This window comes from Mesorhizobium sp. M1D.F.Ca.ET.231.01.1.1, from assembly GCF_003999155.2.
Classification (GTDB): domain Bacteria; phylum Pseudomonadota; class Alphaproteobacteria; order Rhizobiales; family Rhizobiaceae; genus Mesorhizobium.
This window is the reverse complement of sequence record NZ_RZOZ02000005.1, coordinates 275,711-300,977: the sequence shown is the minus strand read 5'-3', so window position 1 is coordinate 300,977 and position 25,267 is coordinate 275,711. Positions and strand designations below refer to the sequence as shown.

20 protein-coding genes, 1 other RNA gene and 1 pseudogene are annotated in these 25,267 nt (G+C 64.2%); 7 read left to right on the top strand and 15 right to left on the bottom strand.

Going from position 1 to position 25,267, the window contains the following annotated elements; translation table 11 throughout:
* Window positions 1-3: 3 nt before the first annotated feature.
* Genes mraY through mraZ form a run of 7 tightly spaced genes read right to left on the bottom strand, consistent with a single transcriptional unit; the run spans window position 4 to window position 7,644 of the window.
* Window positions 4-1,086 carry a phospho-N-acetylmuramoyl-pentapeptide-transferase gene (gene mraY / locus EN874_RS16405; RefSeq protein WP_095812511.1) on the bottom strand — a complete coding sequence of 361 codons (1,083 nt, stop codon included), beginning with the start codon at window positions 1,084-1,086 and terminating at the stop codon, window positions 4-6.
* A 26-nt stretch (window positions 1,087-1,112) separates the two neighbouring features.
* A complete protein-coding gene (locus EN874_RS16400) occupies window positions 1,113-2,546 on the bottom strand; it encodes a UDP-N-acetylmuramoylalanyl-D-glutamyl-2,6-diaminopimelate--D-alanyl-D-alanine ligase (protein WP_127425671.1) in 1,434 nt (477 codons plus the stop codon).
* Complete coding sequence (locus EN874_RS16395; protein ID WP_127425670.1) at window positions 2,543-3,997, bottom strand: UDP-N-acetylmuramoyl-L-alanyl-D-glutamate--2,6-diaminopimelate ligase; 1,455 nt, start codon at window positions 3,995-3,997, stop codon at window positions 2,543-2,545. The genes EN874_RS16400 and EN874_RS16395 overlap by 4 nt, the downstream gene beginning before the upstream one ends.
* A gap of 54 nt (window positions 3,998-4,051) precedes the next feature.
* Window positions 4,052-5,776: a penicillin-binding protein 2 gene (locus EN874_RS16390; protein ID WP_127425669.1), complete on the bottom strand. Its 1,725-nt coding sequence runs from the start codon at window positions 5,774-5,776 to the stop codon at window positions 4,052-4,054.
* Complete coding sequence (locus EN874_RS16385; protein ID WP_126088470.1) at window positions 5,773-6,168, bottom strand: hypothetical protein; 396 nt, start codon at window positions 6,166-6,168, stop codon at window positions 5,773-5,775. Before EN874_RS16385 ends, EN874_RS16390 begins: the two co-directional genes overlap by 4 nt.
* Before the next feature lie 4 nt (window positions 6,169-6,172).
* Window positions 6,173-7,189, bottom strand: coding sequence for a 16S rRNA (cytosine(1402)-N(4))-methyltransferase RsmH (gene rsmH, locus EN874_RS16380; RefSeq protein ID WP_127425668.1), 1,017 nt, complete (start codon window positions 7,187-7,189; stop codon window positions 6,173-6,175).
* Entirely contained in the window at window positions 7,186-7,644 is a 459-nt protein-coding gene (gene mraZ, locus EN874_RS16375; protein WP_126088468.1) for a division/cell wall cluster transcriptional repressor MraZ, read from the bottom strand. Before mraZ ends, rsmH begins: the two co-directional genes overlap by 4 nt.
* 391 nt (window positions 7,645-8,035) lie before the next feature.
* Between mraZ and EN874_RS16370 the strand changes: the two genes are divergently transcribed.
* Window positions 8,036-9,151: a cystathionine gamma-lyase gene (locus EN874_RS16370; protein WP_127425667.1), complete on the top strand. Its 1,116-nt coding sequence runs from the start codon at window positions 8,036-8,038 to the stop codon at window positions 9,149-9,151.
* 100 nt (window positions 9,152-9,251) lie between these two features.
* Here the strand turns inward: EN874_RS16370 and rnpB are convergent.
* The 5 genes from rnpB to EN874_RS16345 form a co-directional block, all read right to left on the bottom strand.
* Window positions 9,252-9,652: RNase P RNA component class A (gene rnpB, locus EN874_RS16365), an RNA gene on the bottom strand.
* Window positions 9,653-9,764: 112 nt separating this feature from the next.
* Window positions 9,765-10,475, bottom strand: a complete 711-nt coding sequence (locus tag EN874_RS16360; protein WP_127425666.1) for a transglycosylase SLT domain-containing protein — start codon at window positions 10,473-10,475, stop codon at window positions 9,765-9,767.
* Window positions 10,476-10,660: 185 nt separating this feature from the next.
* Window positions 10,661-11,428, bottom strand: a complete 768-nt coding sequence (locus EN874_RS16355) for an N-acetylmuramoyl-L-alanine amidase (RefSeq protein ID WP_127425665.1) — start codon at window positions 11,426-11,428, stop codon at window positions 10,661-10,663.
* Window positions 11,425-12,144 (bottom strand): DnaJ family molecular chaperone, encoded by a 720-nt coding sequence (locus EN874_RS16350; protein ID WP_127425664.1) that lies wholly within the window; start codon window positions 12,142-12,144, stop codon window positions 11,425-11,427. Before EN874_RS16350 ends, EN874_RS16355 begins: the two co-directional genes overlap by 4 nt.
* 137 nt (window positions 12,145-12,281) lie before the next feature.
* Window positions 12,282-12,488 (bottom strand): hypothetical protein, encoded by a 207-nt coding sequence (locus tag EN874_RS16345; RefSeq protein ID WP_126088462.1) that lies wholly within the window; start codon window positions 12,486-12,488, stop codon window positions 12,282-12,284.
* Between the two features lie 188 nt (window positions 12,489-12,676).
* On the opposite strand from EN874_RS16345, the gene EN874_RS16340 reads away from it, so the two are divergent.
* Genes EN874_RS16340 through EN874_RS16330 form a run of 3 tightly spaced genes read left to right on the top strand, consistent with a single transcriptional unit; the run spans window position 12,677 to window position 18,281 of the window.
* On the top strand, window positions 12,677-16,288 hold the full coding sequence (locus tag EN874_RS16340) for a hydantoinase B/oxoprolinase family protein (protein ID WP_127425820.1): 3,612 nt from the start codon (window positions 12,677-12,679) through the stop codon (window positions 16,286-16,288).
* A gap of 32 nt (window positions 16,289-16,320) precedes the next feature.
* Entirely contained in the window at window positions 16,321-17,619 is a 1,299-nt protein-coding gene (locus EN874_RS16335) for a DUF3419 family protein (RefSeq protein ID WP_127425663.1), read from the top strand.
* Window positions 17,616-18,281: a class I SAM-dependent methyltransferase gene (locus EN874_RS16330; RefSeq protein ID WP_127425662.1), complete on the top strand. Its 666-nt coding sequence runs from the start codon at window positions 17,616-17,618 to the stop codon at window positions 18,279-18,281. The genes EN874_RS16335 and EN874_RS16330 overlap by 4 nt, the downstream gene beginning before the upstream one ends.
* A gap of 6 nt (window positions 18,282-18,287) precedes the next feature.
* Here the strand turns inward: EN874_RS16330 and EN874_RS16325 are convergent.
* A pseudogene (locus tag EN874_RS16325) lies at window positions 18,288-19,657 on the bottom strand (serine hydrolase).
* A 280-nt stretch (window positions 19,658-19,937) separates the two neighbouring features.
* On the opposite strand from EN874_RS16325, the gene EN874_RS16320 reads away from it, so the two are divergent.
* On the top strand, window positions 19,938-20,729 hold the full coding sequence (locus EN874_RS16320; protein ID WP_127425661.1) for a GH25 family lysozyme: 792 nt from the start codon (window positions 19,938-19,940) through the stop codon (window positions 20,727-20,729).
* A 173-nt stretch (window positions 20,730-20,902) separates the two neighbouring features.
* Complete coding sequence (locus EN874_RS16315; protein WP_127425660.1) at window positions 20,903-22,081, top strand: lytic murein transglycosylase; 1,179 nt, start codon at window positions 20,903-20,905, stop codon at window positions 22,079-22,081.
* Between the two features lie 17 nt (window positions 22,082-22,098).
* Here the strand turns inward: EN874_RS16315 and EN874_RS16310 are convergent, their stop codons facing one another.
* The gene (locus EN874_RS16310; RefSeq protein ID WP_127425659.1) at window positions 22,099-22,995 is read right to left on the bottom strand and encodes a LysR family transcriptional regulator; all 897 of its coding nucleotides are present in this window, start codon (window positions 22,993-22,995) and stop codon (window positions 22,099-22,101) included.
* Between the two features lie 181 nt (window positions 22,996-23,176).
* Here EN874_RS16310 and EN874_RS16305 point away from each other — a divergent pair, with 181 nt between their 5' ends.
* Window positions 23,177-23,848: an SDR family oxidoreductase gene (locus tag EN874_RS16305; RefSeq protein ID WP_210235997.1), complete on the top strand. Its 672-nt coding sequence runs from the start codon at window positions 23,177-23,179 to the stop codon at window positions 23,846-23,848.
* On the opposite strand, the gene EN874_RS16300 is transcribed toward EN874_RS16305, so the two are convergent.
* Complete coding sequence (locus EN874_RS16300) at window positions 23,845-25,065, bottom strand: alanine racemase (protein WP_127425658.1); 1,221 nt, start codon at window positions 25,063-25,065, stop codon at window positions 23,845-23,847. The genes EN874_RS16305 and EN874_RS16300 overlap by 4 nt on opposite strands.
* Window positions 25,066-25,267 lie beyond the last annotated feature (202 nt).

Here is a 25,267-nt window from a genome sequence, read left to right as displayed (position 1 = left end):
GTCCTATCTGAGCTTGAGGGTGGAGAGGCCGACCAGCGCCAGGATAACGGCGATGATCCAGAAGCGGATCACCACCTGGCTCTCGGTCCAGCCGAGTTTCTCGAAATGGTGATGGATCGGCGCCATCAGGAAGACGCGCTTGCCGGTCATCTTGAAGTAGCCCACCTGGATGATGACCGACAGAATCTCCACTACGAACAGGCCGCCGACGATGACCAGCACGATCTCGTGCTTGGTAGCGACCGCGATGGTGCCGATCAGTCCGCCCATGGCCAGCGAGCCGGTGTCGCCCATGAAGATTGCCGCCGGCGGCGCGTTGAACCAGAGAAAGCCGAGACCGGCGCCGATGACCGCGCCGAGCACGACCGCCAGCTCGCCGGTGCCGGGAACGAAGTGGATCTGCAGATATTCGGCGAACACCGCGTTGCCCGAAAGATAGGCGATGACGCCGAAGGAGGCCGCCGCGATCATGATCGGCACGATCGCCAGGCCGTCGAGGCCGTCGGTCAGGTTCACCGCATTGCCGGCGCCGACGATGACGAAGCAGGAGAACGGCACGAAGAACCAACCGAGATTGATGAGGAATTCCTTGGCGAACGGAAAGGTCAGCGAGGACGAGAACGGCGCCTGGCCGTTGTGCATGATCACCCAGGCAGCGATGCCGGCGACGACGAATTCGATCGCCAGCCGCGCCTTGCCGGAAAAGCCCAGATGCGACTGTTTGGTGACCTTGAGATAGTCGTCGTAGAAACCGATCGAGCCGAAGCCTAGCGTCACCAGCATCACAACCCAGACATAGATGCTGGAAAGGTTCGCCCACAAAAGCGATGAGCCGATGATGCCGCAAAGGATCATCAGCCCGCCCATGGTCGGCGTGCCCGCTTTCTTGAAATGCGTCTGCGGCCCGTCGGCGCGGATCGGCTGGCCCTTGCCCTGACGAAGCCGCAGCGAGTTGATGATGGTCGGTCCGAATATGAAAACGATGAGCGCCGAGGTGATCAGCGCGCCGCCGGTGCGAAAGGTGATGTAGCGGAAGACATTGAAGGCTGAGATCTTGTCCGCGAAATCAACGAGTAAAGTGAGCATGCGCTTCCGTCCCCCGGAGCCCGACCTTAGGTCGGTTCAATGGTTGTGGCTTCCGCCGGAAATTTGCCGAGCAATGCCTCGACCAGTTTTGAAAATCCGATGCCTTTCGACGACTTGACCATCACCACGTCGCCGGGCCTGATGGCCGACATCACGACCGGCTTCAGCTCTTCCGCTCCTGACCGGTATTCGGTTTCGACGTCGGAAGGCAAAACCTCGGCCAGCGCCCGCATCTCGGGGCCGCCGAGAAAGACGTTGCGCGTTTCCGTGCCGACGATGAGTTCGGCAAGCGCCGCATGGAGCTTCGCCGAATGGCTGCCGAGCTCCAGCATGTCGCCAAGCACGGCGATGCGCCTGCCCTCGCCCGATACCGGCGTGGCGTTGAGCAGCGCGATCGCTGCTGCCATCGACGCCGGGTTGGCATTGTAGCTCTCGTCGATCAGCGTGATCGGGCCGCTTGGATGATGCAAGATGTGGCGCCTGCCGCGCCCGCGCTCGGCCGAAAGATCCGCAAGCGCCGCCGCCACCTTGTCGAGATCGGCGCCGACCAGTTGAGCGGCGCCCAGCACGGCCAGCACATTCTGCACGATGTGTCGGCCAGGCGCCCCGACACGGGCCGTCACGTCCTTCTTGCCGATCTTGACGGCGATATCGGAATGATCGGCGTAGAGCTCGCAGCCGGCAAGGCGGAAAGCCGAGCGGGCATTTTCGCCGAACCCGAAGACATGCTCGACGCCGGCCTCCCTCGCCATTTTCCCGAGCAGCTTCCAGCGCGGATCGTCGCGGTTGAGCAGCGCGGCGCCGCCAGGCTCGATCCCTTCGAAAATCTCGGCCTTGGCCATGGCGATCTCGTCGAGATTCTTGAAGAAGCCGAGATGGGCGGCGGCAATCAGCGTAACGATCGCAACATGCGGCCTGACCATCTTGACCAGCGGCCTGATCTCGCCTGGATGGTTCATGCCGATCTCGAAGACCGCGTAGTCGCAGTCTTGCGGCATGCGGGCCAAGGTCAGCGGCACGCCCCAATGATTGTTGAACGACTGCGCCGAGGCATGCACCTTGCCGACCGCCGACAGCACATGGCGCAGCGCCTCCTTGGTGGTCGTCTTGCCTGCCGAGCCGGTCACCGCGATGATCTTGGCCCGTGAGCGCGCGCGCGCCGCGACGCCAAGCTTCTCGAGCGCCGCCAGCACATCCTGGACGACGATCATCGGCGCCGTCAGCCGGCCGAGCGACGGCAGCTTGCCCTCGGCGACGACCAGCACGGAAGCACCCGCCTTCACCGCCGCGGTCGCGAAATCGTGGCCGTCCATGGTCTCGCCCTTGATGGCGAAGAAGACATTGCCGGGCTCGAGGCTGCGGCTGTCTATGGAAATGCCGGTGATGCCTTCGGGCAGCGAGCCGATCGGCCTGCCGCCCACGGCCTCGACGAGCGCTTCCGACGTCCAGAGCAGGCTCATGCGGCGCGCTCCTGAAGCGCCTCGCGCACTTCCTCATGGTCGGAGAAGTGGAAGGTTTCGGTGCCGATGGTCTGGCCCTCCTCATGCCCCTTTCCGGCGACGATCAGCGTATCGCCGGCATGAAGCATCGCCACCGCCTCGTGGATCGCCTTGCGGCGGTCGCCGATCTCGATGGCGCCGGGCGCCTCGGCAAGGATGGCCGCGCGGATGGTTTCGGGGATTTCCGTGCGCGGATTGTCGTCGGTGACGATGACGACATCGGCGAGCCGAGTGGCGATCTCGCCCATGATCGGCCGCTTGCCGCGATCGCGGTCGCCGCCGCAGCCGAACACCACAACGACCCGGCCCGTGGTGAACGGGCGAACCGAGGTCAGCACATTTTCCAGCGCATCGGGCTTGTGCGCGTAGTCGACATAGACCGGAGCGCCGGCCGCCGTCGTGCCGACAAGGTCGAGCCGGCCCGGCGCGCCCTTGAGTTTCTCCAATGCAGCCAAGGCTTGGCCGACGGATGTTCCAGTCGAGATTGCGAGGCCTGCCGAAACCAGCGCGTTGGCGATCTGGAAATCACCAGCCAGCGGCAGGTCGATTTCGTAAAGCACGCCGTCGGCCTCGACCTCGGCACGCTGCCGCCGCCGCTCGTGCTCGACGCGCTTCAGCGTCAGGAATCCGCCGTGGCGGCCGACCGTGAGCACGTTGAGGCCCGCGGCCCGCGCTGCTTTGATCGTCGGCTCCGACCATGGATCGTCGGCGAAGATGACCGCCGGCGCGCCCTTGGGCAGCAGCGTGTCGAACAGTCGCAGCTTGGCGCGATGATAGTCCTCGACCGTCGGATGGTAGTCCATGTGGTCGCGGCCGAGATTGGTGAAGCCGCCGGCGGCGAGTTTCACGCCGTCGAGGCGGCGCTGGTCGAGGCCGTGGCTGGAGGCCTCCATCGAGGCGTGGGTAACGCCGGCCTCCGCCAGTTCCTTCAGCAGCCTGTGCAGCGCCACCGGATCCGGAGTGGTCAACGAACCATATTCGTTGCGGCCGGGCGCCACGACGCCGGTCGTGCCGATCGAGGCGGCGGCAAAACCGGCCTGCTCCCAGATTTGGCGGGTGAAAGCGGCAACCGATGTCTTGCCGCTTGTGCCGGTGACGGCGACCATCGTCTCGGGCTGCTTGCCGAAGAAGCGCGCCGCGCTCTGCGCCAGCGCCAGGCGAGGATCATCGACGGCAATGACGGGTATCGACAGGTCGGAGATTGGATTGCCTTTGCCGGCCACGATCGCAGCGGCACCTCTCACCACGGCATCGGCGGCATAGGTCGAGCCATCGGCCTTGCTGCCGGCGAGCGCGAAGAAGACGACGCCCGGCTTTACCTGGCGGGAATCGGAGGAGAGACCGGTCACCTCCAGATCGGGGGAAGCTGCTCCCTCGACAGGCAGGATACCGGCTAGATCTTTCAGATGCATTGAGTCCCGTTCACCGCAACAAAATAGCGCGCAGTTGCCGGCGCGCCCCAAGAATCACTGATAGGAAACCAGCGTTGCACCATTTTCATGGCTGAAATCTGGCTTCACGCCAAGCATGGAAGCCGCGCGCCTGATGATGTTGCCCGCCATGATGCCGGCATTCGAGGCGGCAGTGGCGCCCATGCCCGGCTTTTCCGGCTTCGGCTCGTCGGCGATGGTCAGCACGATATATTGTGGATCGTCCATCGGGAAAGCCGCGACGAAAGCGTTGAAATTCTTCTCCTTCGAGTAGCGGCCGTTGACGACCTTTTCCGCCGTGCCGGTTTTGCCGCCGACGCGATAGCCTGGAACCTTGGCGTTCTTGCCGGAGCCCTTCTCGGCGTTGAGCGCGTAGAGATAGCGCATCCCTTCCACGGTCTTGTCTTTGACCACCTTTTTGGCGACCTCCATTGCCTGTTCTGCAGTGCGCGGCAGAAAGGTCGGCTCGATCAGATAGCCGCTCATCAACGCCGCGCAGCCGACGGCGGTCTGCAGCGGCGTCGTCGAGACGCCGTGGCCGAAGGCGATCGTGATCGAATTGACCTGCTTCCAGACCTTGGGCTCGGTCGGACGCGCCACTTCTGGCAATTCCGTCTGCATCTTTTCGAGCACGCCCAGGCGATGCAGGAACTCGCGATGCCCTTCGATGCCGACAGCCTCGGCTTCCTTGGCCGAACCGATGTTGGATGAATAGATGAACACTTCAGGCACCGAAAGCACACGGCCCTTGCTGTGGAAGTCGTGAATGGTCTGGCGGCCAATCCTGATCGGACGGGACGCGTCGAAGCGGCTCTCCAGCGTCACCTTGCCGGAGTCCAGCGCCATGCCGGTGGTGAAGCTCTTGAAGGTCGAGCCCATCTCGTAGAGGCCCGCCGACATGCGGTTCAGCCGGTCCTTTTCCTGGGCGTTGTATGGATTGTTGGGGTCGAAATCCGGCACCGACGCCATGGCCAGCACTTCGCCGGTCTTGATGTTGAGCACCACTGCGCCCGCCGCGATTGCATGGAACCGTTCCATCCCGGTAGCGACTTCGTCGCGCACCACGTGCTGGACGCGCAGGTCGATCGACAACTTTACCGGCCTCAGATCCCGGGCTACCGCCAGCCCCGACGCCTGCAGGTCGGTCAGGCCCTGGTCGTCAATGTACTTCTCCATGCCGGAGATGCCCTGGTTGTCGATGTTGGTGAGACCGACAATGTAGGAGGACGTCTCGCCGCTCGGATAGAAGCGCCGCTTTTCGGTGCGGAAGCCGAGACCCGGAATGCCGAGCGCCATGATGTCGGCCTGCTGCTTCGGCGTCAGCTGCCGCTGCAGCCAGACGAAGCCGGCGCCGCTCTTCAGCTTGTGATAGGTCTGCTCATAATCGATCTCGGGAAGCACGGTCGACAGCTTCTCGATCGCCTCGTCGGCGTCGACGATGCGGCGCGGCTCGGCGAACAGCGACGCCGTCTTGATGTCGGTCGCCAGCACCTCGCCGTTGCGGTCGACGATATCCGGCCGCGAGGCCGTGACCCGGCTTTGCGGACCGCTCGACATGTCCGGGTTCTGCAGGCCGAGATAGACCAGCCTACCGGCAATGGTCGAATAGATGGTGAAGAACACCGCCATCGTCATGACGATGCGCGTCTTGGCCTTGCCGCCAGTCGCCTTGCGGGCGGCATCGACGACGATCGAGCCGTCCTCGGCCATCTTCATTCGACGCTTCAGCAGGTTACCGATCTTTGGAAGCCTGCCGATCATTGCACGGTGCTCCCGGTGACCACCGGATCCTTGCCGCCCGGGGGCTCTTTGCCGGAATTGTCAGCCATGCCGCCAAGCCGCTGCGACGACAGGTCCTCGATGTTGACAGGTTTCACGGGCACGTCGTCGAGACCGCCGATCTGCCGGGCGTTGAGCGGCTCGAGCCCGAGCTGCGACTTGTAGAGTTCGGCGAGCTTCTGCAGCCGCGCCGGCTGGGTGAGCAGGCTCCAGTCGGCCTTCAGAAGATCGATCGTGTCTTCCTCGTAGCGGATCTGCGCCTGCAGCTTCTGCACCGCCGCCAACTGGTCCTCGGCTTCGCGCTTGGTCTTGTAGGTCAACGCCGCCGCCGAGACCATGACGGCGATCAGGACTATGTCGCTGGTACGAAACACGTGCTTACCTCTCCCCCGGCCGCTCGACGGCGGGAAGCTTTGGAAGGCCGAAAATCGAAAAGTCGCCGGGGCGCGCCGGCACGTCGGTGCGGATTGCCGCGCGCAGCCTGGCCGAACGCGCGCGGGGATTGACGGCGATCTCGGCCTCGCCCGGCGTCACCCCACCGCCGGACTTGCGGAAGGTCGCCAGCCGCGCAGGCGCGTCGGGCATGTGGCGCGAACCCGATGCCGCATCGGCGCGATCGGCGATGAAACGCTTGACGATGCGGTCCTCCAGCGAATGGAAGGTCACGACGGTGAGCCGCCCGCCAGGTTTCAGCACACGCTCGGCGGCGAACAGCGCGCCGGCCAGTTCGCCGAGCTCGTCGTTGACGAAGATGCGCAGCGCCTGGAAGACCCGGGTGGCCGGATGGATCTTGTCCTTCGGCGCGCGTCCGATATGGGTGGCGATGGCGTCGGCCAGATCGAGCGTGCGCTCGAAGGGCCGTTTCTGGCGCCGGGTCTCGATCATGCGGGCGATGCGGCCGGCATGCCGTTCCTCGCCGAGGAAACCGAAGATGCGGGCAAGGTCGCCCGCCTTGAAGGTGTTGACGACGTCTGCAGCGCTCAGGCCCGCCTGCGCCATGCGCATGTCGAGCGGCCCATCGGCGCGAAAGGAAAAGCCGCGCTCGGCCTGGTCGAGCTGCATGGAAGAAACGCCGATGTCGAGCACAACGCCGTCGGCGCTCTCGACATGCTTGTCCAGCGTCGAGAACGGCGCCTGCACGAGTTTCAGCCTGCCGCCGGCCTGCTGTTCCAGAGCCCTGCCCGCGGCGATCGCATCCGGATCGCGGTCGATCGCCACGACCGAAGCTCCGCGCTCGAGAATGGCTCCGGTGTAGCCGCCGGCGCCGAACGTCCCGTCGACGACAGTCTCGCCCGCCTTGGGCTCAAGCGCCTCCAGCACTTCGCCAAGGAGGACCGGAATGTGACGGACCAGTCCGCCAACGGCGTGAGGATCATCGCCGTGGCCAGCCATCATTCCGGTCGCTCCCCGGGCTTCGTCCCCTGCCGAAGCTGCAAGAGCCTGGCCCGCGCCTGCGCCCCATAGGCGGCAAGCCGGCCCGGCTCCCATATCTGAAAGAAATTGCCGCGGCCGACAAAGGCCACCTCGTTCGAGATGCCCGTATGCTCGCGGATGAAATCGGTCATCGTGATGCGACCGTCCTGGTCGAGCTTCAGGAACGTACCATCGCCATGGCAAAAGAAGGACATGTCGTCCGCCGTCTGCAGGAAGGGATCCTCCAGCGCGATCCGCTGCTCGTAGCGGTCGAGCAGGTCGAGCCCGCCGACGTCCATCGCCGGAAGGTCGAGGCAGCGTAGCGCATAGAGCTCGCCATAGCCACGCTTCTGCACAACCGCGCGGAAATGCGCCGGAACGGACACCCGCCCCTTCGCATCGATCCTGTTCACTGCGTTTGACAGAAATCGGTCCACTACACGTTACAGCCGCTGTCGCCGCCGCACCCCTTCCCATGTTTTTCTCCGCGCCGCCGCGCATCGCCTCGCGACAAACCGCTTCATTCACCAAGGCGAAAACCGGCAAACGCGCAACCGCCGCGACTGCCCGATTGGCGCACGCTTCACCCTGACGCGGAACGAAGGCTTGATTTAAATGGGATATCATGGGGCACTATGGGCGTCAACGGGAACAGGCATCACAAACGCGCGCGTCACAACCAGGAAGAGCAGGCTGACGGCACATCTCGTCTTTATCCTCTATTAAGCCTAACGAAGCGTTTAGAACCGTCTGGCCCAAAAGGACGCCGCTTGCTGCGAGCCTACGGCGCGCCTAGCGTCGAACCCCTGTTCAGCAAGGAATGAACCCATGACCGAAACCGCGAAGTCACGCGCCGCGACACTTGCCCATCTGCGCAGCGTCGATTTCGCCAAGGGCGATCCCATCCCCTTGCCGCTGATCATGGCTTCGATCTTTCATTCGCCGGGCGACGCCACGGGCTTCGATCAATACGGCCGTTTCAGCAATCCGACATGGCATGCCGTCGAGCATGCGCTCGGCCATTTGGAAGATGCGCAATGCGTTGCTTTTCCGTCGGGAATGGCAGCGATTTCGGCGGCGTTTTTCTCACTCGTTAGATCGGGCGACCGCATTCTCTTGCCCTCGGACGGCTATCACACGACACGCGCGCTGGCGGAACGTTTCCTTAAACCGCTCGGCGTCACTTATGACGTGAGGGCGACATCGAGCATGCTCGATGGCGGCTTCGCAGGCTATCGACTGGTCTTCGTTGAAAGCCCATCCAACCCGCGGCTGGATATCTGCGACATCGCCGCCGTCGCCAAGGCGGCTCACGAGCAAGGCGCGATCCTCGTCGTCGACAACACGACGATGACGCCCTTCGGCCAGCGCCCGCTCGATCTCGGCGCCGATATCGTGGTGTCGGCCGATACCAAGGCGATCAACGGTCACTCGGATGTGCTGTTCGGCCATGTCGCCAGCCGCAATCCGGATATTGTCGCCTGGGTCAAGGACTGGCGCGAAACGGCAGGCGGCATTCCCGGACCGTTCGAGGCCTGGCTCGTGCATCGCGGCCTCGAAACGCTGGAGGTGCGTTTCGATCGCATGTGCTCGTCAGCCGAAACGATCGCCCGTCGCCTCAAGGCGCATCGCGCCGTGAGCGGCCTGCGTTTTCCAGGCCTCGAGGGCGACGCCTCGCACAATCTGGCGCGCGCCCAGATGGAGCGCTTCGGCTTTTTGATCTCCTTCGAGCTGGCGTCGGAAGAGGCGGCCGAGACTTTCATCGACAATTGCGCTTTGATTGAAGCGGCGACTTCCTTCGGCGGCGTGCATACGTCGGCCGAGCGGCGCTCGAAACGCGGCGACGCCGTGCCGCCCGGCTTCGTGCGCCTGTCGGTCGGCTGCGAGCCGGTCGAGGAGCTCTGGCGGGCGATAGAGGCGTCGCTGGACCGGCTTGGCGGTTGACCATGATCGACCCGCCGGATCGATCACGAATCCAGGTCGTCAGCTTCGATGTTGCGCTGGCCATGCAGGATGCGGATGATTTCTATCGCGTCCTCGGAAAAATGCCAGCTGGCCTGTAAGCCGGGTTCTGTATGGCTCCCGCGCCTTGCGGCGCGAGAACGTGGCGGCCATTCATCTTGGGCGCGTGTCGCCACACGCCTCACGCAACCTACCCGGGCGGTGGGCCGGAAACAGCCCTCGAAGGTTTCCCTTCGCACCGCCCCTATTCGGTCTTGCTCCCGGTGGGGTTTGCCGTGCCGCTCCTGTTGCCAGTCGCGCGGTGGGCTCTTACTCCACCCTTTCACCCTTGCCGCGGCATTCGCCGCGGCGGTTTGCTTTCTGTGGCACTTTCCCTGGGGTCGCCCCCGCCGGCCATTAGCCGGCACCGTGTCTCCATGGAGCCCGGACTTTCCTCACCCGCAGCCTTTCGGCTCTTGCGGGCGCGGCCGCCCGGCCAGCTGGCAAGCGCGTATAAAGGGATTCCCGCCGGAAAACGCAAACGAAAAAGCCAATGCATGTCGCCCAAAGTGTGCAGCGGTTTGGGACAACGACATGCAAGAGAAGCAAATCGCCTTCAGGCGGGCGAGCCGAGCGCCGCCATCTGCACCTTCACCTTGCTGCAGTAGGCGGCCGAAACCGGATTCATCCGCCTCGCGCCATGGCCGGCATTGTACTTCAGGATCGTGCCGCAAGTCGTGCCGCCGCCGAGGCCCTGCGCCATGGCCAGGTACTTCATGCCGTATTTGATGTTGGTGTCGGGATCGAACAGCCCCTTGGCCGAACCGGTATAGCCCATCATCCGCGCCGTCGCCGGCTTGATCTGCATCAGGCCGATCTCGCCGGCGCTGCCGACCATATTCGGCCGATAGTTGCTTTCGATCTTGATGACGGCCTTGGCGAGCGACACCGGCACGCCGTAGCTCGCTGCATAGCGGGCGATGATCGCCGAATATTGGCCGCCGCCGGTGGCGACGGATGACAGGGCGGGCTTTTCGGGATGGATGGAAGCCGTGGTCGTCAGGTCGACGGTCTTCCTGCCGCGCCTTGCACTACGCTTGACCGTTGATTTTGCCGACCGCGTTACCGCGGCTTTCTGCACCTTTGCCTGGGCGACTTTCGTAGTTTTTGCGGTTTTGGGCTCCGGGGCAGCCTTCGGCGTCGCGGGGGTGGCAGCGAACCCATTGTCTGCTGCCCGCAGGCTAAGCGGGGCACTGTTTGCCGAGCTGAAGGTAAAAGTCATCACTCCGGCAGCAACGGCTGCCGCTACAACGGTCAATCTTTGCATGTAGTCCTGTTCTTTTAGAACCGCGCGAAGAACTTCGCGCAGCTGGGCCAACTCAACATCGGAGCATCCCGGGAGGATAGATGTCCGACAACTTGCGGGAGATGCGTTTGGAGAGGGAATTGGCGCCAATGAAGGCGAGGCAATTCACTTTGTATGACAAATTGTAATTTAGAGGATTTGGGGGACTATTTGGGCGAGGCGATCTTAACGGAAGCCAGCAGCCTTTGCAGTGTGCGGATCGTCGAGTCGTCCGCCACGCCGTCGACGAGTTGCCGGCGGAAATGCCGCTGAAATGCCGCCACCACAATCTCCGTTTGGCGATCGAAGGCGCCCGATATTTCGACGCCGTACCCGTAAAGCGCCAGCATCGATTGCAGCGCCTCCACGTCAGCGCCGCTGTCGCCCGCCTTCAGCGCCGCGCCATGCCTGATCGGGGTCGCTGGAACGAGATGGCCGACGCCGGCCGCGAAGAGCGCTTTCCAGGGAAACTTCTCGCCCGGATCGACCTTGCGTCCCGGCGCGACATCGGAATGCGCGAGCACCCTTTGCTGTGGAATCGAATGCCGGCCGGCGACCCCCTCGCATAAACCGATCACGGCGTCGATCTGCCGCTTCGGGAAGGCTTTATAGCCCAGCGCATGTCCGGGATTGACGATCTCGATGCCGACAGAGCAGGAGTTGATGTCGACACGTCCGAACCATGAACTCTTGCCGGCATGCCAGGCGCGGTCGCTCTCGCGCACCATCTGCACGATGCGGCCGTCCTCATGGACAAGATAATGCGCGGACACCTCGCTTGCCGGATCGCACAGCCACGCTTCGGCGCCGGCGCCCGTCGCCATGCCGGTATAGTGCAGCACGATCATGTCGGGCCTGGGCGTGTCGCGCCGCGGACCGAAATTTGGCGACACCCTGACCTCGGCACCCGGCTGATCGGGCAAAGAACCGCTCATACGTGCCTGAGGCCCCGTTCGATCATCTCATAGGCCGCATTGATCGCGGCGACCCTGGTCGTGGCGATCTTGATGAACTCCTGCGGCAGGCCGCGCGCGATGAGCCTGTCGGGATGATTGTCGGAGATCAGCTTGCGATAGCGCTTCCTGACCTCCTCGAACGGCTTGCCCCGCTCGACGCCCAGAATAACATAGGGATCGGCGGCGCCGAGATTGACGTGCCGCGACAGGATCGCCTGGTAGTGCGCCTCGTCGATCCGGAAAATCTCGGCGATTCGATGCAGGAATTGCCCTTCCCGCTCATGGATCAGTCCGTCGGCCTTGGCGATATGGAACAGCCCGTCGATTATGTCTTCCAGCATCATGCAATTCGCATGGCCGGAACCGCATAGCTGCGCCATGCGCTCGGCATAGATCTCGAACCCGGCAACGTCACGCTTGGCGAGGTCGTAGAGGCGCGCCACGTTGCGTGTTTCCCTGGGCGGCACTTCGAAGATTTCCTGGAAAGCGCGCACCTCGTCCTGGGTGACGATGCCGTCGGCCTTGGCCATCTTGGCCGAAAGCGCGATCATCGCCACCGAGAAGGCAACGCGCCGGCGCAGGTCCGCATCGCCGGAAAACACGGTCCGCACGGCCTCGACGACATCGGCGACGCCCGAGGACGTCGACGACGAAACACGAGCGATGAAGTCGCCGAGGCGGTCCCAAATCGACATGCCGGCTTCTTAGTGCGAACCGGGCACCGCTATCAAGCCGGGACGATGCCGCAGGTCCAACGGCTGTGGACGGCAGTTCCGCCAAAAAAAGGATGGCCGGCGCAAGGCCGGCCTTCCCGATTTCATTGGATTGAGTTCTACTGCGCGGGCGCAGCAGGAGGTGTTGCCGGAGCCGGTTCAGCAGGCTTCGATGCGTCAGGCGTAGCTGGCTTCATCGGCTGCTCGTTGGCCGGCGGGTTGGTGCTCTGGGTGGTCGTGTTGTCTGTGCCGGTGCCGCTGTCGCTGCAAGCCGCGACCCCCAGCAGGGCGAGCGCCGAAACAGACGCCAGAATGAGCTTCTTCATTATATCTCTCCTTCAGCAAGCGTTCACGTTTCGGTGAACGGCCGCAGGGGAAATGCATCGGGCGCCTCACAGGTTTCATAACGTTGCGTTTCCAAATGTAACATCAACTTGTGATTGCCGCGGCCGAAACGGCGAACTAACTGAGCACACGCTCGTACGATTGGATAGGCAGAATGACGGCAGCCGCGGTGAACAAGAAATGGGATTTCTGGATCGACCGGGGCGGGACGTTCACCGACGTCATCGGCCGTGACCCGCAAGGGCAGTTGCATCCCCGAAAGCTGTTGTCGGAGAACCCCGAGGTTTATGCCGACGCCGCCATCCAGGGCATCCGCGATCTGCTGGGGCTGAAAACCGGCGCGACAATTCCCACCGACCGGATCGGCGACATAAAAATGGGCACCACGGTCGCCACAAATGCGCTGCTCGAGCGGAAGGGCGACCGGGTGCTCCTGCTCATCACCAAGGGCCTTCGCGACGCGCTGCGCATCGCCTATCAGGCGCGTCCGGATATCTTTGCCAAGGAAATCGTCCTTCCGGAACAACTCTACGAGCGCGTGATCGAGATCGACGAGCGCGTGCGCGCCGACGGCCGCGTCGAACGGCTGCTCGACATCGCCGCCTGCCGCCCTGCCATAGAGCAGGCCAAGGCCGACGGCATCGACGCGGTCGCCGTCGTCTTCATGCATGCCTGGAAATATCCGGACCACGAAAAAGCGGTGGCCAAGGTCTGCCGCAAGGTCGGCTTCAGCCAGATCTCGGTCAGCCATGAGGTCTCGCCGCTCATCAAACTGGTCGGTCGCGGCGACACCACGGTGGTCGACGCCTATCTGTCGCCGATCCTGTCGCGCTATGTGCGGAAGGTAGCGGGCGAGTTGGGTGCCGGCCCTCGCCTGATGTTCATGATGTCGTCGGGCGGGCTGACCGCCGCCGACATGTTCCAGGGCAAGGATGCGCTGCTGTCGGGTCCGGCCGGCGGCGTCGTCGGCATGGTCGAGACGGCGAAGCTCGCCGGTTTCGACAAGGTCATCGGCTTCGACATGGGCGGCACCTCGACCGACGTCGCGCATTATGACGGCGACTATGAGCGCGCCTTCGATACCGAAGTCGCCGGCGTGCGCATCCGCGCGCCGATGATGCGCATCCACACCGTAGCGGCCGGCGGCGGCTCGATCCTGCATTACGAGGCTGGTCGTTTCCGCGTCGGCCCGGACTCGGCCGGCGCCAATCCCGGCCCCGCCGCCTACAGGCGCGGCGGGCCGCTCGCCGTCACCGACGCCAATGTAATGCTCGGCAAGCTGCAGCCCGATGTCTTCCCGGCGATCTTCGGTCCCGGCCAGGACCAGCCGCTCGACGCCGGCACCGTGCGCGAAAAATTCACCGCGCTCGCTGCCGAGATCGGCGATGGACGCTCGCCAGAAGCCGTGGCCGAGGGCTTCGTCACCATCGCCGTCGAGAACATGGCCAACGCCATCAAGAAGATCTCGGTGCAGCGCGGCTACGATGTCACCGAATATCTCTTGAACTGCTTCGGCGGCGCCGGCGGCCAGCATGCCTGCCTGGTCGCGGATGCGCTCGGCATGGAAGCGGTGCTCATCCATCCCTTCTCGGGTCTGCTTTCGGCTTACGGCATCGGACTGTCGACGGTTTTCGCCTCGCGCCAACAGGCGCTATTGAAGCCGCTGGCCGAAGAGTCCCGTTCCTCGATCGAAGAACTGATTGCGGGCTTGCGCCAAAACGTCGTCGCCGAACTTGCCGCGCAAGGCATTGCGGAAGCCGCAATCGCCTCGAGACCGGTCCTGCAGATCCGCTATGACGGCACCGACACGACTTTGCCGGTGAATTTCGAGCATGGCTCGATTTTCCGCGCCAGAAGCGATTTCGAGGCCGCCCACAAGGCCCAGTTCGGCTTCGTCTACGAAAACAAGCCGATGATCATCGAGGCGGTTGGCGTCGAAGGCAGCGATGTCGGAACGGCTGCGCGCGACGAAAGTGAATCAAGCCGCGAAGACAAGGCGGCAAGCCCCTGGCAGACCCGGCAATTCTTCGCCGACGGCGCCTGGCGCGATGCCGGTATCTTCCGGCGCGAGGATTTGAAGCCCGGCCATAAGGTGGCGGGTCCCGCCCTCGTGATCGAGCCGAACCAGACCATCGTCGTCGAACCGGGCTGGCAGGCCGAGATCACGGCCCTCAACCATGTGCTCCTGCGCCGCATCGAGAAAAAACGCCGGCAGGCGGCGCTCGGCACCGAGGCCGATCCGGTGATGCTGGAGGTCTTCAACAACCTTTTCATGTCGATCGCGGAGCAGATGGGCGTGACGTTGCAGAACACCGCCTATTCCGTCAACATCAAGGAACGGCTGGACTTTTCCTGCGCGGTATTCGACCGCCACGGCGCGCTGGTCGCCAACGCGCCGCACATGCCGGTGCATCTGGGCTCGATGGATCGCTCGGTCGATACCGTCATCCGGCTGAATTCGGGCGATATCCATCCGGGCGACGTCTTCGCGCTCAACGCGCCTTACAATGGCGGCACGCATTTGCCCGACATCACCGTGGTGACGCCCGTGTTCGATGACGCGCGCAAGGAAATCCTGTTCTGGGCAGCCTCGCGCGGGCACCATGCCGATGTCGGCGGCACGGCGCCCGGCTCGATGACGCCTTTGGCCACCACCGTCGACGAGGAAGGCGTGCTGTTCGACAATTTCCGCATCGTCGATCGCGGCCGCTTCCGCGAGATGGAGCTCGAGGTGCTCCTGACCGACCATCCCTACCCTGCCCGCAATCCCGCGCAGAACATCGCCGACCTCAAGGCGCAGATCGCCGCCAACGAAAAGGGCGTGGCGGAGTTGCGCAAGATGGTCGCGCATTTCGGCCTCGATGTCGTCGAGGCCTATATGGGCCATGTCCAGGACAACGCCGCCGAAAGCGTGCGCCGCGTGCTGGAACGGCTGCCAGACGCTTCGGAATACGAGTACCCCACCGACACCGGTCAGGTGATCAAGGTGAAGATCACGGTCAACCGGGAAAAGCGCCAGGCGACGGTCGATTTCACCGGCACCTCGAAGGTCGAGAAGAACAATTTCAACGCGCCGGAGCCAGTGGCGCGAGCGGCCGTGCTCTATGCATTCCGCGTCATGGTCGAGGACATGATCCCGATGAATGCCGGATGTCTGCGACCGATCGACATCGTCATTCCCGACGGCTGCATGCTGAAGCCCGCCTACCCGGCCGCGGTCGTGGCCGGCAATGTCGAGACCTCGCAGCATGTCACCAACGCGCTGTTCGGCGCCATGGGCGCGATGGCCAACGCGCAAGGCACGATGAACAACCTCACCTTCGGCAACAAGCAACACCAGTATTATGAGACGATCTGCTCCGGCTCGCCGGCCGGCCGGATGAATTCGGGGCGCGGCTTTGCCGGCACTTCCGGCGTCCATACGCACATGACCAATTCGCGGCTCACCGATCCGGAGGTGCTGGAATTGCGCTTCCCTGTCGTGCTGGAAGACTTCCACATCCGCGAGGGCTCCGGCGGCAAGGGCAAGTGGAACGCCGGCGACGGCACCAAGCGCACCATCCGTTTCCTGGAGAAGATGGAGTGCGCCATCCTCTCCTCGCACCGCAACCGGCCGCCGCGGGGTCTCGAAGGCGGCGGCGATGGCGAGGCGGGTTCGACCAGGGTCAGGCGCAACGATGGATCGGTCGACGTGCTCAAGGCCTGTGACCAGACGACGCTCGATGCCGGCGAGGCCGTCGTCGTCGTCACGCCGACGCCTGGCGGGTTCGGCAAGGCGTAAACTTAACGTCAACAGCCTGTCACCTGCCTGTCATGACGCTGCGCTACCCGCTTGCGCCAACGCAAACGGGGAATCACCTTGCCATGTCGGATGTTTCGGGAGAACTCGTTTATCGCCGTGGCAAGGAAGTTGGAAAAGCGGTCTATCAGAACCGCGCACTGTCGAAGGACGGCATTTCCGAGCGGCTTTTCGCCTTCCTGTTCTCCGGCCTCGTCTATCCGCAGATCTGGGAAGACCCCGATGTCGACATGGAGGCCATGCAGCTCGGCGCCGGGCATCGGATCGTCACAATCGCGTCAGGCGGCTGCAACATTCTGGCTTACCTGACCCGCGCGCCGGCCCGGATCGACGCCGTCGACCTCAACGCCGCGCACGTCGCGCTGAACCGCATGAAGCTGGAAGCGGTTCGCCATCTGCCCTCGCAGGGCGACCTGTTCCGTTTCTTCGGCGCCACCGACACCAGCCACAATTCGGAAGCCTACGACCGCTTCATCGCGCCGCACCTCGATCCGGTCAGCCGCCACTATTGGGAGCGCAGGAACTGGCGCGGCCGGCGCCGCATCTCGGTCTTCGACCGCAACTTCTATCAAACCGGCCTGCTTGGCCTTTTCATCGCCCTGGGCCATCGCGTCGGCAAGTTGTTCGGTGTCGATCCGGCCGGCATCATGAAGGCCGAGAATATCGGCGAACAGCGCCGCTTCTTCAACGAGGAGCTGGCGCCGGTCTTCGACAGGAAGCTGCTGCGCTGGGCGACGTCGCGCAAGGCTTCGCTGTTTGGTCTCGGCATCCCGCCGGCGCAGTACGACTCGCTGATCACCTCCGGCGACGGCTCGATGGCGAGCGTCTTGAAGGCGCGGCTGGAAAAGCTCGCCTGCGATTTCCCGCTGAAGAACAACTATTTCGCCTGGCAGGCCTTTGCGCGCCGCTACCCGGAGCCCGGCGAGGCCGCGCTCCCTGCCTACCTCGAGCAGGGCAATTACAAGGTGATCCGCGCCAACATCGATCGCGTCACCATCCATCATGCCAATCTGATCAAGTTCCTGGCCGGCAAGGACGCGGGCTCGGTCGACCGCTTCGTCCTGCTCGATGCGCAGGACTGGATGACCGATGATCTGCTCAACGCGCTGTGGACCGAGATCACCCGCACGGCCTCGGTCGGCGCGCGTGTGATCTTCCGCACCGCGGCCGAACCCAGCCTGCTGCCAGGCCGCGTCTCCAACTCCTTGCTCGATCAGTGGCACTACGACAACGAGGCCTCGCGCGAATTTTCGGCCAAGGACCGTTCGGCCATCTATGGCGGCTTCCACCTCTATGTGAAGCGCGCCGTATGAGCACGACGGATCTGCCGGCCAGCCATGCCGAACTGATGGACGGCGTCTATCGTTGGCAGCGCCACATTTATGATCTCACCCGCAAATACTACCTGCTCGGCCGCGACCGGCTAATCGCAGGGCTCGACGTGCCGCAAGGCGGCAGCGTGCTCGAGCTCGGTTGCGGCACCGGCCGCAACATCGTGCTTGCCGCCCGCCGCTATCCCAACGCACGCTTCTTCGGCCTCGATATCTCGGCCGAGATGCTGGAGACGGCGGACGCCGCGATGGCCCGCGAAGGTCTCGCGGCTCGCGTCAGCCTGGCACGCGGCGACGCTACCGACTTCGACGCCAAGGCGCTTTTCGGCGTCGAGCGCTTCGACCGTGTCTTCGTCTCCTATTCGCTGTCGATGATCCCCGGCTGGGAAAAGACGGTTTCGGCGGCGCTAGCTTCGCTTGCTCCTGGCGGCTCGCTGCATGTCGTCGATTTCGGCCAGCAGGAAGGCCTGCCGCGCTGGTTCCGCGCCCTGCTGCGCGGCTGGCTGCGGAAATTCCATGTCGAGCCGCGCGCCTCGCTGCGCGACGTCCTTGAATCGGAGTCCGAGCGAACCGGCGCAGCCTTCCGTTTCAGAACGCTTTATCGCGGCTATGCCTGGCTGGCGGTGATCGCCGCTCCGAAATAGGCGGCGCTACTGGTGTAAGGCTTTCACCAGTGCAGCCACCATCGTCTGCGGTCGATAATTGAGCTTGGCCGGAGTCAGCCCGAGCCGCACCACGACCAGTTGCTCCGACGGGATGATGGCCACGGTCTGGCCGTCATGGCCCTCCATCCAATAGGTGTCCTTGGGCAGGCCGGCGGCGGCGCCCGCGCCGGGACTTTCTTCATCGCCCGGCCCCTCGATCCAGACCTGGCCTTTGCCGTAGACTTTCGAGGCCGGCGCGGGCTGCCTCATCGCAGGATCTGCGCGCCGTTCCAGACGCCGCCCTGCAGCAGGAATTGGCCGAAGCGCGCCCAGTCATGCGCCGTGGCATAGAGATAGGACGAGCCGACGAAAGTGCCCTGTTCGTCGGTCTCGAGCACGGCGCTCTTCATGCCGAGCGGCTCGAACAGCGCCGTGCGCGGCCACGCCAGCGCCTTCGCCTTGTCGCCAACCGCGTCCTGCCACAGGCGCGACAGCATGACGGCCGTGCCGCTCGAATAGGAAAACACCTTGCCGACCTCGCCGGCGAGCGGCTTGCCGTTGGCAAAGCCCGCCATGTCCGGCTCGAGATAGAGCATGCGCGTCACGTCGGCGACGTCGCCGTAGTCCTCGTTGAATTCCAGCCCGCTCGACATCGCCATCATGTCGGCAAGGCTGATCGCCGCCCGGCCGTCGGCCTTCCACGGCGCGAACAGGCCCTTGCTGTCGAGCACCATCTTGCCGTCCTTCACCAGCGTGCCGACGATCGCGGCATTCACCGTCTTGGTCATCGACCAGCCGAGCAGCGGCGTCTTGGCCGAAAAGCCGTCGCCATAGCGCTCCGCGACGATGCGGCCGTTCTTCACCACGACGATCGCGCGCATGCCGGCCCCGGCCATGGCGGCATCGTCGACGACCTTCGAAGCCTCGGGGTTCTGCGAAGCATCCACCCGCTCGCCGTCGGGCCAGAGCGCGTCCGGCAGCGCCGCCGCAGCGGTCGGCGCCACGCGCAGGACGGTCTGCCGCGCCGTTCCGGTGTCGCCATCCGGAACCGATGCGCAGCCGACACCGTCGCGCTCGACGGCGACGCTCTTGCCCAGAACCCAAAGCAGGCCCGCCGAGACAAGTCCCCTTTCCTTGTCGACGGATACCTTCATCAGCTTGAGCAGTGGGTGGCCCGGCGCCTGCACGTCGACGGCCAGCACTTCATTCGGGTCGCGGCCGGCGATGAAGACGTTGGAGCAGACGATCTTGGCCGAATAGCCGGAGCCGACACGGATCAGCTCGGGCGGCGCAAGGTAAAGCCAGGCGAAGAGCGCGACCACCGCCAGCACCACGAGGCCCAGCAGCCATTTGACGAACCTCACGACAGCTCGCATTTTTCCCCACCCTTTGGATTTCCGGCTCGCTTTATGTCATCGATTTGCCGCCATTGCTTCCGCAAAATCATGTCTGATATCGATCGCCGTCAATGGATTATCAACCATGTTCGGCGATCACGGAGGGATGTCGCCCAAAAGTGCCAAGCTGCTTTGGGACAACGACTTGTGTGAAGAGCGGGCGGCCCTGTGGGGTGGCTGCCCGAAGGGGGCCTGCGTAAGCGACCACCATCAGTGAATGACCCATCAGCGGCCGGCTGATCCCGGCTCGGGGGATATCATGCGCCGTCTTGCGGCCATCCTGATGCTTACGCTGTTGGGCGCGTGCTCGACCGTCGAGGATCTTTCGCCGCTGTCGCCGTCAGCGCCGACGGTGGCGGTGCGCGCGCCCCGTTTCGAGGATTCCAAGCCGCATGAATGGGACAGCGGCGCGCCCTGGAGCTATGCCATCCACGGCACCGACGTCTCCAAATACCAGACCTCGGTCGATTGGCCGACGGCCAAGGCCAGCGGCATCTCCTTCGCCTTCATCAAGGCGACCGAGGGCGGCGACCGTTTCGATGACTATTTCAACGAGCACTGGTCGCGCACCAAGGCCGCCGGAATCCCGCGCGCGGCCTATCATTTCTTCTATTTCTGCACGCCGGCAGCCACCCAGGCGCGCTGGTTCATCGACAATGTCCCGAGGGACCCGTCGGCGATGCCCCCGGTGCTCGACATGGAATGGAACCCGAAATCGCCGACCTGCAGGCTGCGCCCCGACCCCGCGACCGTGCGCAGTGAAATGAGCACCTTCCTCGAAATCGTCGAGCGCCATTACGGCAAGAAGCCGATCATCTACACCTCGCTCGACTTCTTCGACGACAACGAGCTGGCGACGTTCCGCGGCTATCCTTACTGGCTGCGCTCGGTCGCCGGCCATCCGCGCCAGAAGTATGGCAGCCATCCTTTCACCTTCTGGCAATACACCGGCACCGGCATCGTGCCCGGCATGACCGGCAAGTCCGACATCAACGTTTTCAACGGCTCGGAAGCCGCCTGGAACAAGTGGCTGCGGCAGAACACCCGTTGACATCGGCCCCCGTGCCTGCTTTTCGACACGGCGGGCGGCGATATATGCAACCGCTGGTGATGCGGAGCGGTGCACCCCACCGGGGTGCCGAACGGCGCTCCTGAATTTTGAAATCTACGCATGGTCCTGCCGCACCGGGCCGCGGATCATGCGCCGGTCTCGAAAGGGAAGCGATGCGATTGCGCGTTGAAATCCTGGCGGCGCTGCTGGTCGGCGCTTTCGCCTGGCCTGTAGCGGCGCAGGAATGCGGCGGCGATTTCGAAGCCTGGAAACAGGGCGTGGCAGCGGAAGCCAAGGCAGCCGGCGTCGGCGCCGCCGGCCTGGATGCGCTGGAAAATGCCACCATCGACGAGAAGGTGCTGGCGCGCGACCGCGCTCAAGGGGTGTTCGCCCAGACCTTCACCCAATTCTCGAACCGCATGGTCTCGGCCTACCGGCTGAAGCAGGGCGCGGCCAACCTCAAGAAGTATGCCGACGTCTTCGCGCGCGCCGACAAGGAATTCGGCGTGCAACCTGCCGTCATCACGGCATTCTGGGGACTGGAGACCGATTTCGGCGCCGTGCAGGGCGACTTCCATACGCTGGACGCGCTGGTCACCCTCTCGCATGACTGCCGCCGGCCTCAGCTCTTCCGGCCGCAGCTGGTGCCGCTGCTGACCTTGATTGACCGCGGCGTGCTGCCGGCCGACGTCAAGGGCGCCTGGGCCGGCGAGATCGGCCAGACGCAGATCCTGCCGACCGACTACCTCGCCCGAGGCGTCGACGGCGACGGCGACGGCAAGGTCGATCTCCGCAACAGTGCGCCCGATGTGATCATGACCACGGCCGACAAAATCCTGTCGCGCGGCTGGAAGCGTGACCAGCCCTGGGTCGAGGAAGTGCGCGTTCCCGACGACATGCCCTGGGACCAGACCGGCCGCACCAACAAGCTGCCGATCTCGCAATGGGCGCAGTGGGGCGTCACCAATCCGGACGGCACGCCGCTGGTCGACAATGGCCTGAAGGCCGGGCTCGCCTTGCCGATGGGCCGCAAGGGCCCCGCCTTCCTGACCTACGACAATTTCGACGTCTATCTGGAGTGGAACCAGTCCTTCACCTACGCGCTCACCGCGGCGGTGCTTGCGACCCGGCTCGCCGGCGCGCCGCAGTTCGACCCGCGCACGCCGGAGCAAGGCCTCAGCGGCGACCAGATGAAGGCGCTGCAGACCAAGCTCGAGGCCAAGGGCTACGACGTCGGCACCGTAGACGGCATCCTGGGCACAAACACCCGCGAGGCGATCCGCAAGGAACAGATGCGGCTTGGCCTTCCGGTGGACGGATGGCCGACGCCTGACTTGCTGGCGAAATTGTGAATGGCGGCGAGATTCCTCTAACCTCGCCTCGACCGCACGAAATCGATGAATGCACGCAGCGCCGGAGGCACGAGCCGGCGGCTCGGATGGTATAGATAGAAACCCGGAAAGCGGGGCGACCACGGTTCGAGAAACCGGACCAGCCTGCCCTTCTCGATCCATGGCTGGACCTGATAATCAATCATGTAGGCCACGCCTGCCCCGTCCAGCGCCGCGTTGAGCAACAGCTCCGTGTCGTTGACGGTGAGACTTCCCTTGACCGCGATTTCCAGCGATCGCTTGCCGCGCGAAAACTCCCATCGGTAGATGTTGCCCCCGCCGGGCCATTGGAAATTGATGCAGCGGTGCTGGTGCAGGTCTCGTGGATGACGCGGGACCGCGCGGCCTTCCAGATAGGCCGGAGCAGCCACCGCTGCCATCTGCAGATCCTCACTCAGCTTCACTGCCACCCTATCTTTTTCCAGCCGCTCACCGAGGCGGATTCCGGCGTCGAAACGACCCTCGACAATGTCGGTCAGCATGTCGTCGACGATGACCGTCAGCGCGATGTCGGGATAGGTGCGCTGGAAGTCGCCGAGAACCGGCGCGACGAAGCGCATCGCGGCAACGCGCGGAACGTTGATGCGCAGCGAGCCGCCCGGCCTGTCGCGCGCGGCCTGAACCTCAGCGACGGCGTCTTCCAGTTCTCCGAACGCAACGCCAAGGCGCGTGAACAGCTTCTCGCCGGCCACGGTCGGCGAGACGCTGCGCGTCGTGCGGTTGAGCAACCTCACGCCGGTACGCGCCTCCAACAGCCGGATCGACTGGCTGAGCGCCGGCGGCGACACCCGCAACCGCGCTGCCGCACGAACGAAACTGCCTTCCTCCACGATCGCCGCGAACGCCTTGAGCTCGGTGAATTCGGACCCGCGCATTATGTATTCCTGGATTAACAACACAGTCAGATAATAGGCAATTATTCGATCAATTGCATGTCACTATCTCTCAACCCACCGGCCGCCGGCGCAGCCGCGAAGAGTTGAAGGAAGTCGATCATGTCTCAATCGTTGCAGGGCAAAAACGCAATCGTCACCGGCAGTTCGCGCGGCATCGGCCGTGCCATCGCCGAGGGGTCTCGCCGCCAGGGGCGCCTCCGTCGTCGTCAACTATGTCGGCAACAGGAAAGCCGCCGATGACGCGGTCGCCACCATCTTGGCCAACGGCGGAAAAGCGGCGGCCATTCAAGCGGATATTTCCATTCCGGCCGATGTCCGCAGGCTCTTCGACGAAACCGAGGACCAACTCGGCGCCATCGACATTGTCGTTGCCAATGTCGGCGTCGCCGTCATGAAGCCGCTCGTCGAAGCAAGCGAGGCCGATTTCGATCTCGTCTTCGGCACCAATGCCAGGGGCACGTTCTTCACGCTTCAGGAAGCGGCCAGGCGTGTCCGCGACGGCGGCCGCATCATCGCCGTCTCGACCGGCGGCACCAAGATGTTCTTCACGCAGACCGCGCTCTATCTCGGCAGCAAGGGCGCCGTCGAACAGTTCGTTCGCGTGCTCTCGCGCGAGCTGGGGCCGCGCGACGTCACTGTCAATGCGCTGTCGCCGGGCTTCACCGACACCGACCTGCTGCCCGAGCGAGATCGCGCCGTGGCAGCCGGCATGTCGCCGTTCGGCCGGATAGGCGCGCCACGCGATGTTGCCGATGTCGCCGTCTTCCTGGCCAGCGACGCGGCCCGCTGGCTTACCGGCGAGAACATCCAGGCCGGCGGCGGAGTTGCCTAGTCTGCCATGGTTTCCAAGCTCGCAAACCCTTCCGGCGCATCGCCCTCGTCGAACGGCGTCGCCACCTCGACGAACGTATCGGGGAAGAAGCCGTTGAAGCGCGTCCTCAGCGACAGCGAATAGGCGCCGATATGGCCGATCTCGATCCAGTCGCCGGTGTCGACCGTTTCCGGCAGCCAGAACGGCCTGGACAATATGTCGACGGAATCGCAGGTCGCCCCGCAGACCTTGAACGGCACGATGTTCTTCTCGGCGCCATTGCGCGTGCGGATCGCCGGATCCGGGATGAAGCGCGCCGGCAGCGTGATCTTGCCGGTCCATGAATCCGAGAGCGAAGCCCAGATGCCGTCATTGATGTAGAGCCGCTTGCCCTTGCGCAGCAGCACGCGCACGATCAGCGACAGGCAACGCGCCACGATGACGCGACCGGGTTCGGCCACCAGCGGCATCTCGTCAAACTGGTATTCCTTGAGGTCGCCTGCGAGCCGCGACATAAGCTGGCCGAGTGACGGCATCTTAATGTGCTTGCGATTGGGATCGTGGCCGTATTCGGCCGGAAAGCCGCCGCCCACATCGAGCCCGGCAATGTCGAAAGTCAGCCGGTTGCGCACCCAGTCGGCCGAGGCCAGCGCCCGCTCATAGGTGTCCGGGTCCTCGATCTGGCTGCCGACATGGAAGCACAGGCCGACCTTGTAGCCGGTGCGGTTGAGCCGCTCGGCAAGCTCGACCGCGTTGGCGGGCCCGGCGCCGAATTTCTTCGACAGCTCGTAAGCGGCATGGCCTTTGGTCTGGATGCGCACGAAGACGGTGAGAGCGCCCGGATCGAGGTCGAGCGCCCGCACCACGCGCGTCAGCTTGGTGATCTCGTCCTCATGGTCGAGCGAAATCACCCGGATGCCGTATTTTTCCAGCGCCAGCTTGATGTCCGACTGCGCCTTGACCGGATGCATGTAGAGCATCTCGGCATCCGGCGAGACGGCGCGCACGGCGGCGAACTCGCCGGGCGAGGCCACATCGAAGGCGCTGACGCCGGCCTCGACCAGCGTCCTCAGCACGATCTGCTCGCCGTTGGTCTTGACCGCATAGGCGGTCTTGCCGGGAAACATGCCCATGAACTGCAGGGCGTCGGCCCTGAGAACCTGCGGGCGGAAGCAGTAGACCGGATCGTCCGGACGAAGCGCCAGTGCCGCCTCGCGGGCATTTTCGAATCGCTGCATGGGGGAATCCTTGATCTGGGCGCGCACAATTAATCCTAGCTAGCCGCCAAAGAAAACAGTTCTGTGTCTCGCCTTCGCGCTCGGCCGACTGCACCCTTTCCGCCAACGCCAAACCATCGGTCAGGTTTCGGGTGGCCCTTGCCGCCAGACCGGATATCATTTGAAGCTGTTCGGCGGCTGAGATTGCGATCGGCCTGGGAGG

Coding starts and splice junctions, on each gene's coding strand:
- mraY (WP_095812511.1), bottom strand. CDS start 1,086: ATGCTCACTTTACTCGTTGATTTCGCGGACAAGATCTCAGCCTTCAAT.
- EN874_RS16400 (WP_127425671.1), bottom strand. CDS start 2,546: ATGAGCCTGCTCTGGACGTCGGAAGCGCTCGTCGAGGCCGTGGGCGGC.
- EN874_RS16395 (WP_127425670.1), bottom strand. CDS start 3,997: ATGCATCTGAAAGATCTAGCCGGTATCCTGCCTGTCGAGGGAGCAGCT.
- EN874_RS16390 (WP_127425669.1), bottom strand. CDS start 5,776: ATGATCGGCAGGCTTCCAAAGATCGGTAACCTGCTGAAGCGTCGAATG.
- rsmH (WP_127425668.1), bottom strand. CDS start 7,189: ATGATGGCTGGCCACGGCGATGATCCTCACGCCGTTGGCGGACTGGTC.
- EN874_RS16370 (WP_127425667.1), top strand. CDS start 8,036: ATGACCGAAACCGCGAAGTCACGCGCCGCGACACTTGCCCATCTGCGC.
- EN874_RS16360 (WP_127425666.1), bottom strand. CDS start 10,475: ATGCAAAGATTGACCGTTGTAGCGGCAGCCGTTGCTGCCGGAGTGATG.
- EN874_RS16355 (WP_127425665.1), bottom strand. CDS start 11,428: ATGAGCGGTTCTTTGCCCGATCAGCCGGGTGCCGAGGTCAGGGTGTCG.
- EN874_RS16350 (WP_127425664.1), bottom strand. CDS start 12,144: ATGTCGATTTGGGACCGCCTCGGCGACTTCATCGCTCGTGTTTCGTCG.
- EN874_RS16345 (WP_126088462.1), bottom strand. CDS start 12,488: ATGAAGAAGCTCATTCTGGCGTCTGTTTCGGCGCTCGCCCTGCTGGGG.
- EN874_RS16335 (WP_127425663.1), top strand. CDS start 16,321: ATGACGCTGCGCTACCCGCTTGCGCCAACGCAAACGGGGAATCACCTT.
- EN874_RS16330 (WP_127425662.1), top strand. CDS start 17,616: ATGAGCACGACGGATCTGCCGGCCAGCCATGCCGAACTGATGGACGGC.
- EN874_RS16320 (WP_127425661.1), top strand. CDS start 19,938: ATGCGCCGTCTTGCGGCCATCCTGATGCTTACGCTGTTGGGCGCGTGC.
- EN874_RS16315 (WP_127425660.1), top strand. CDS start 20,903: ATGCGATTGCGCGTTGAAATCCTGGCGGCGCTGCTGGTCGGCGCTTTC.
- EN874_RS16310 (WP_127425659.1), bottom strand. CDS start 22,995: ATGCGCGGGTCCGAATTCACCGAGCTCAAGGCGTTCGCGGCGATCGTG.
- EN874_RS16300 (WP_127425658.1), bottom strand. CDS start 25,065: ATGCAGCGATTCGAAAATGCCCGCGAGGCGGCACTGGCGCTTCGTCCG.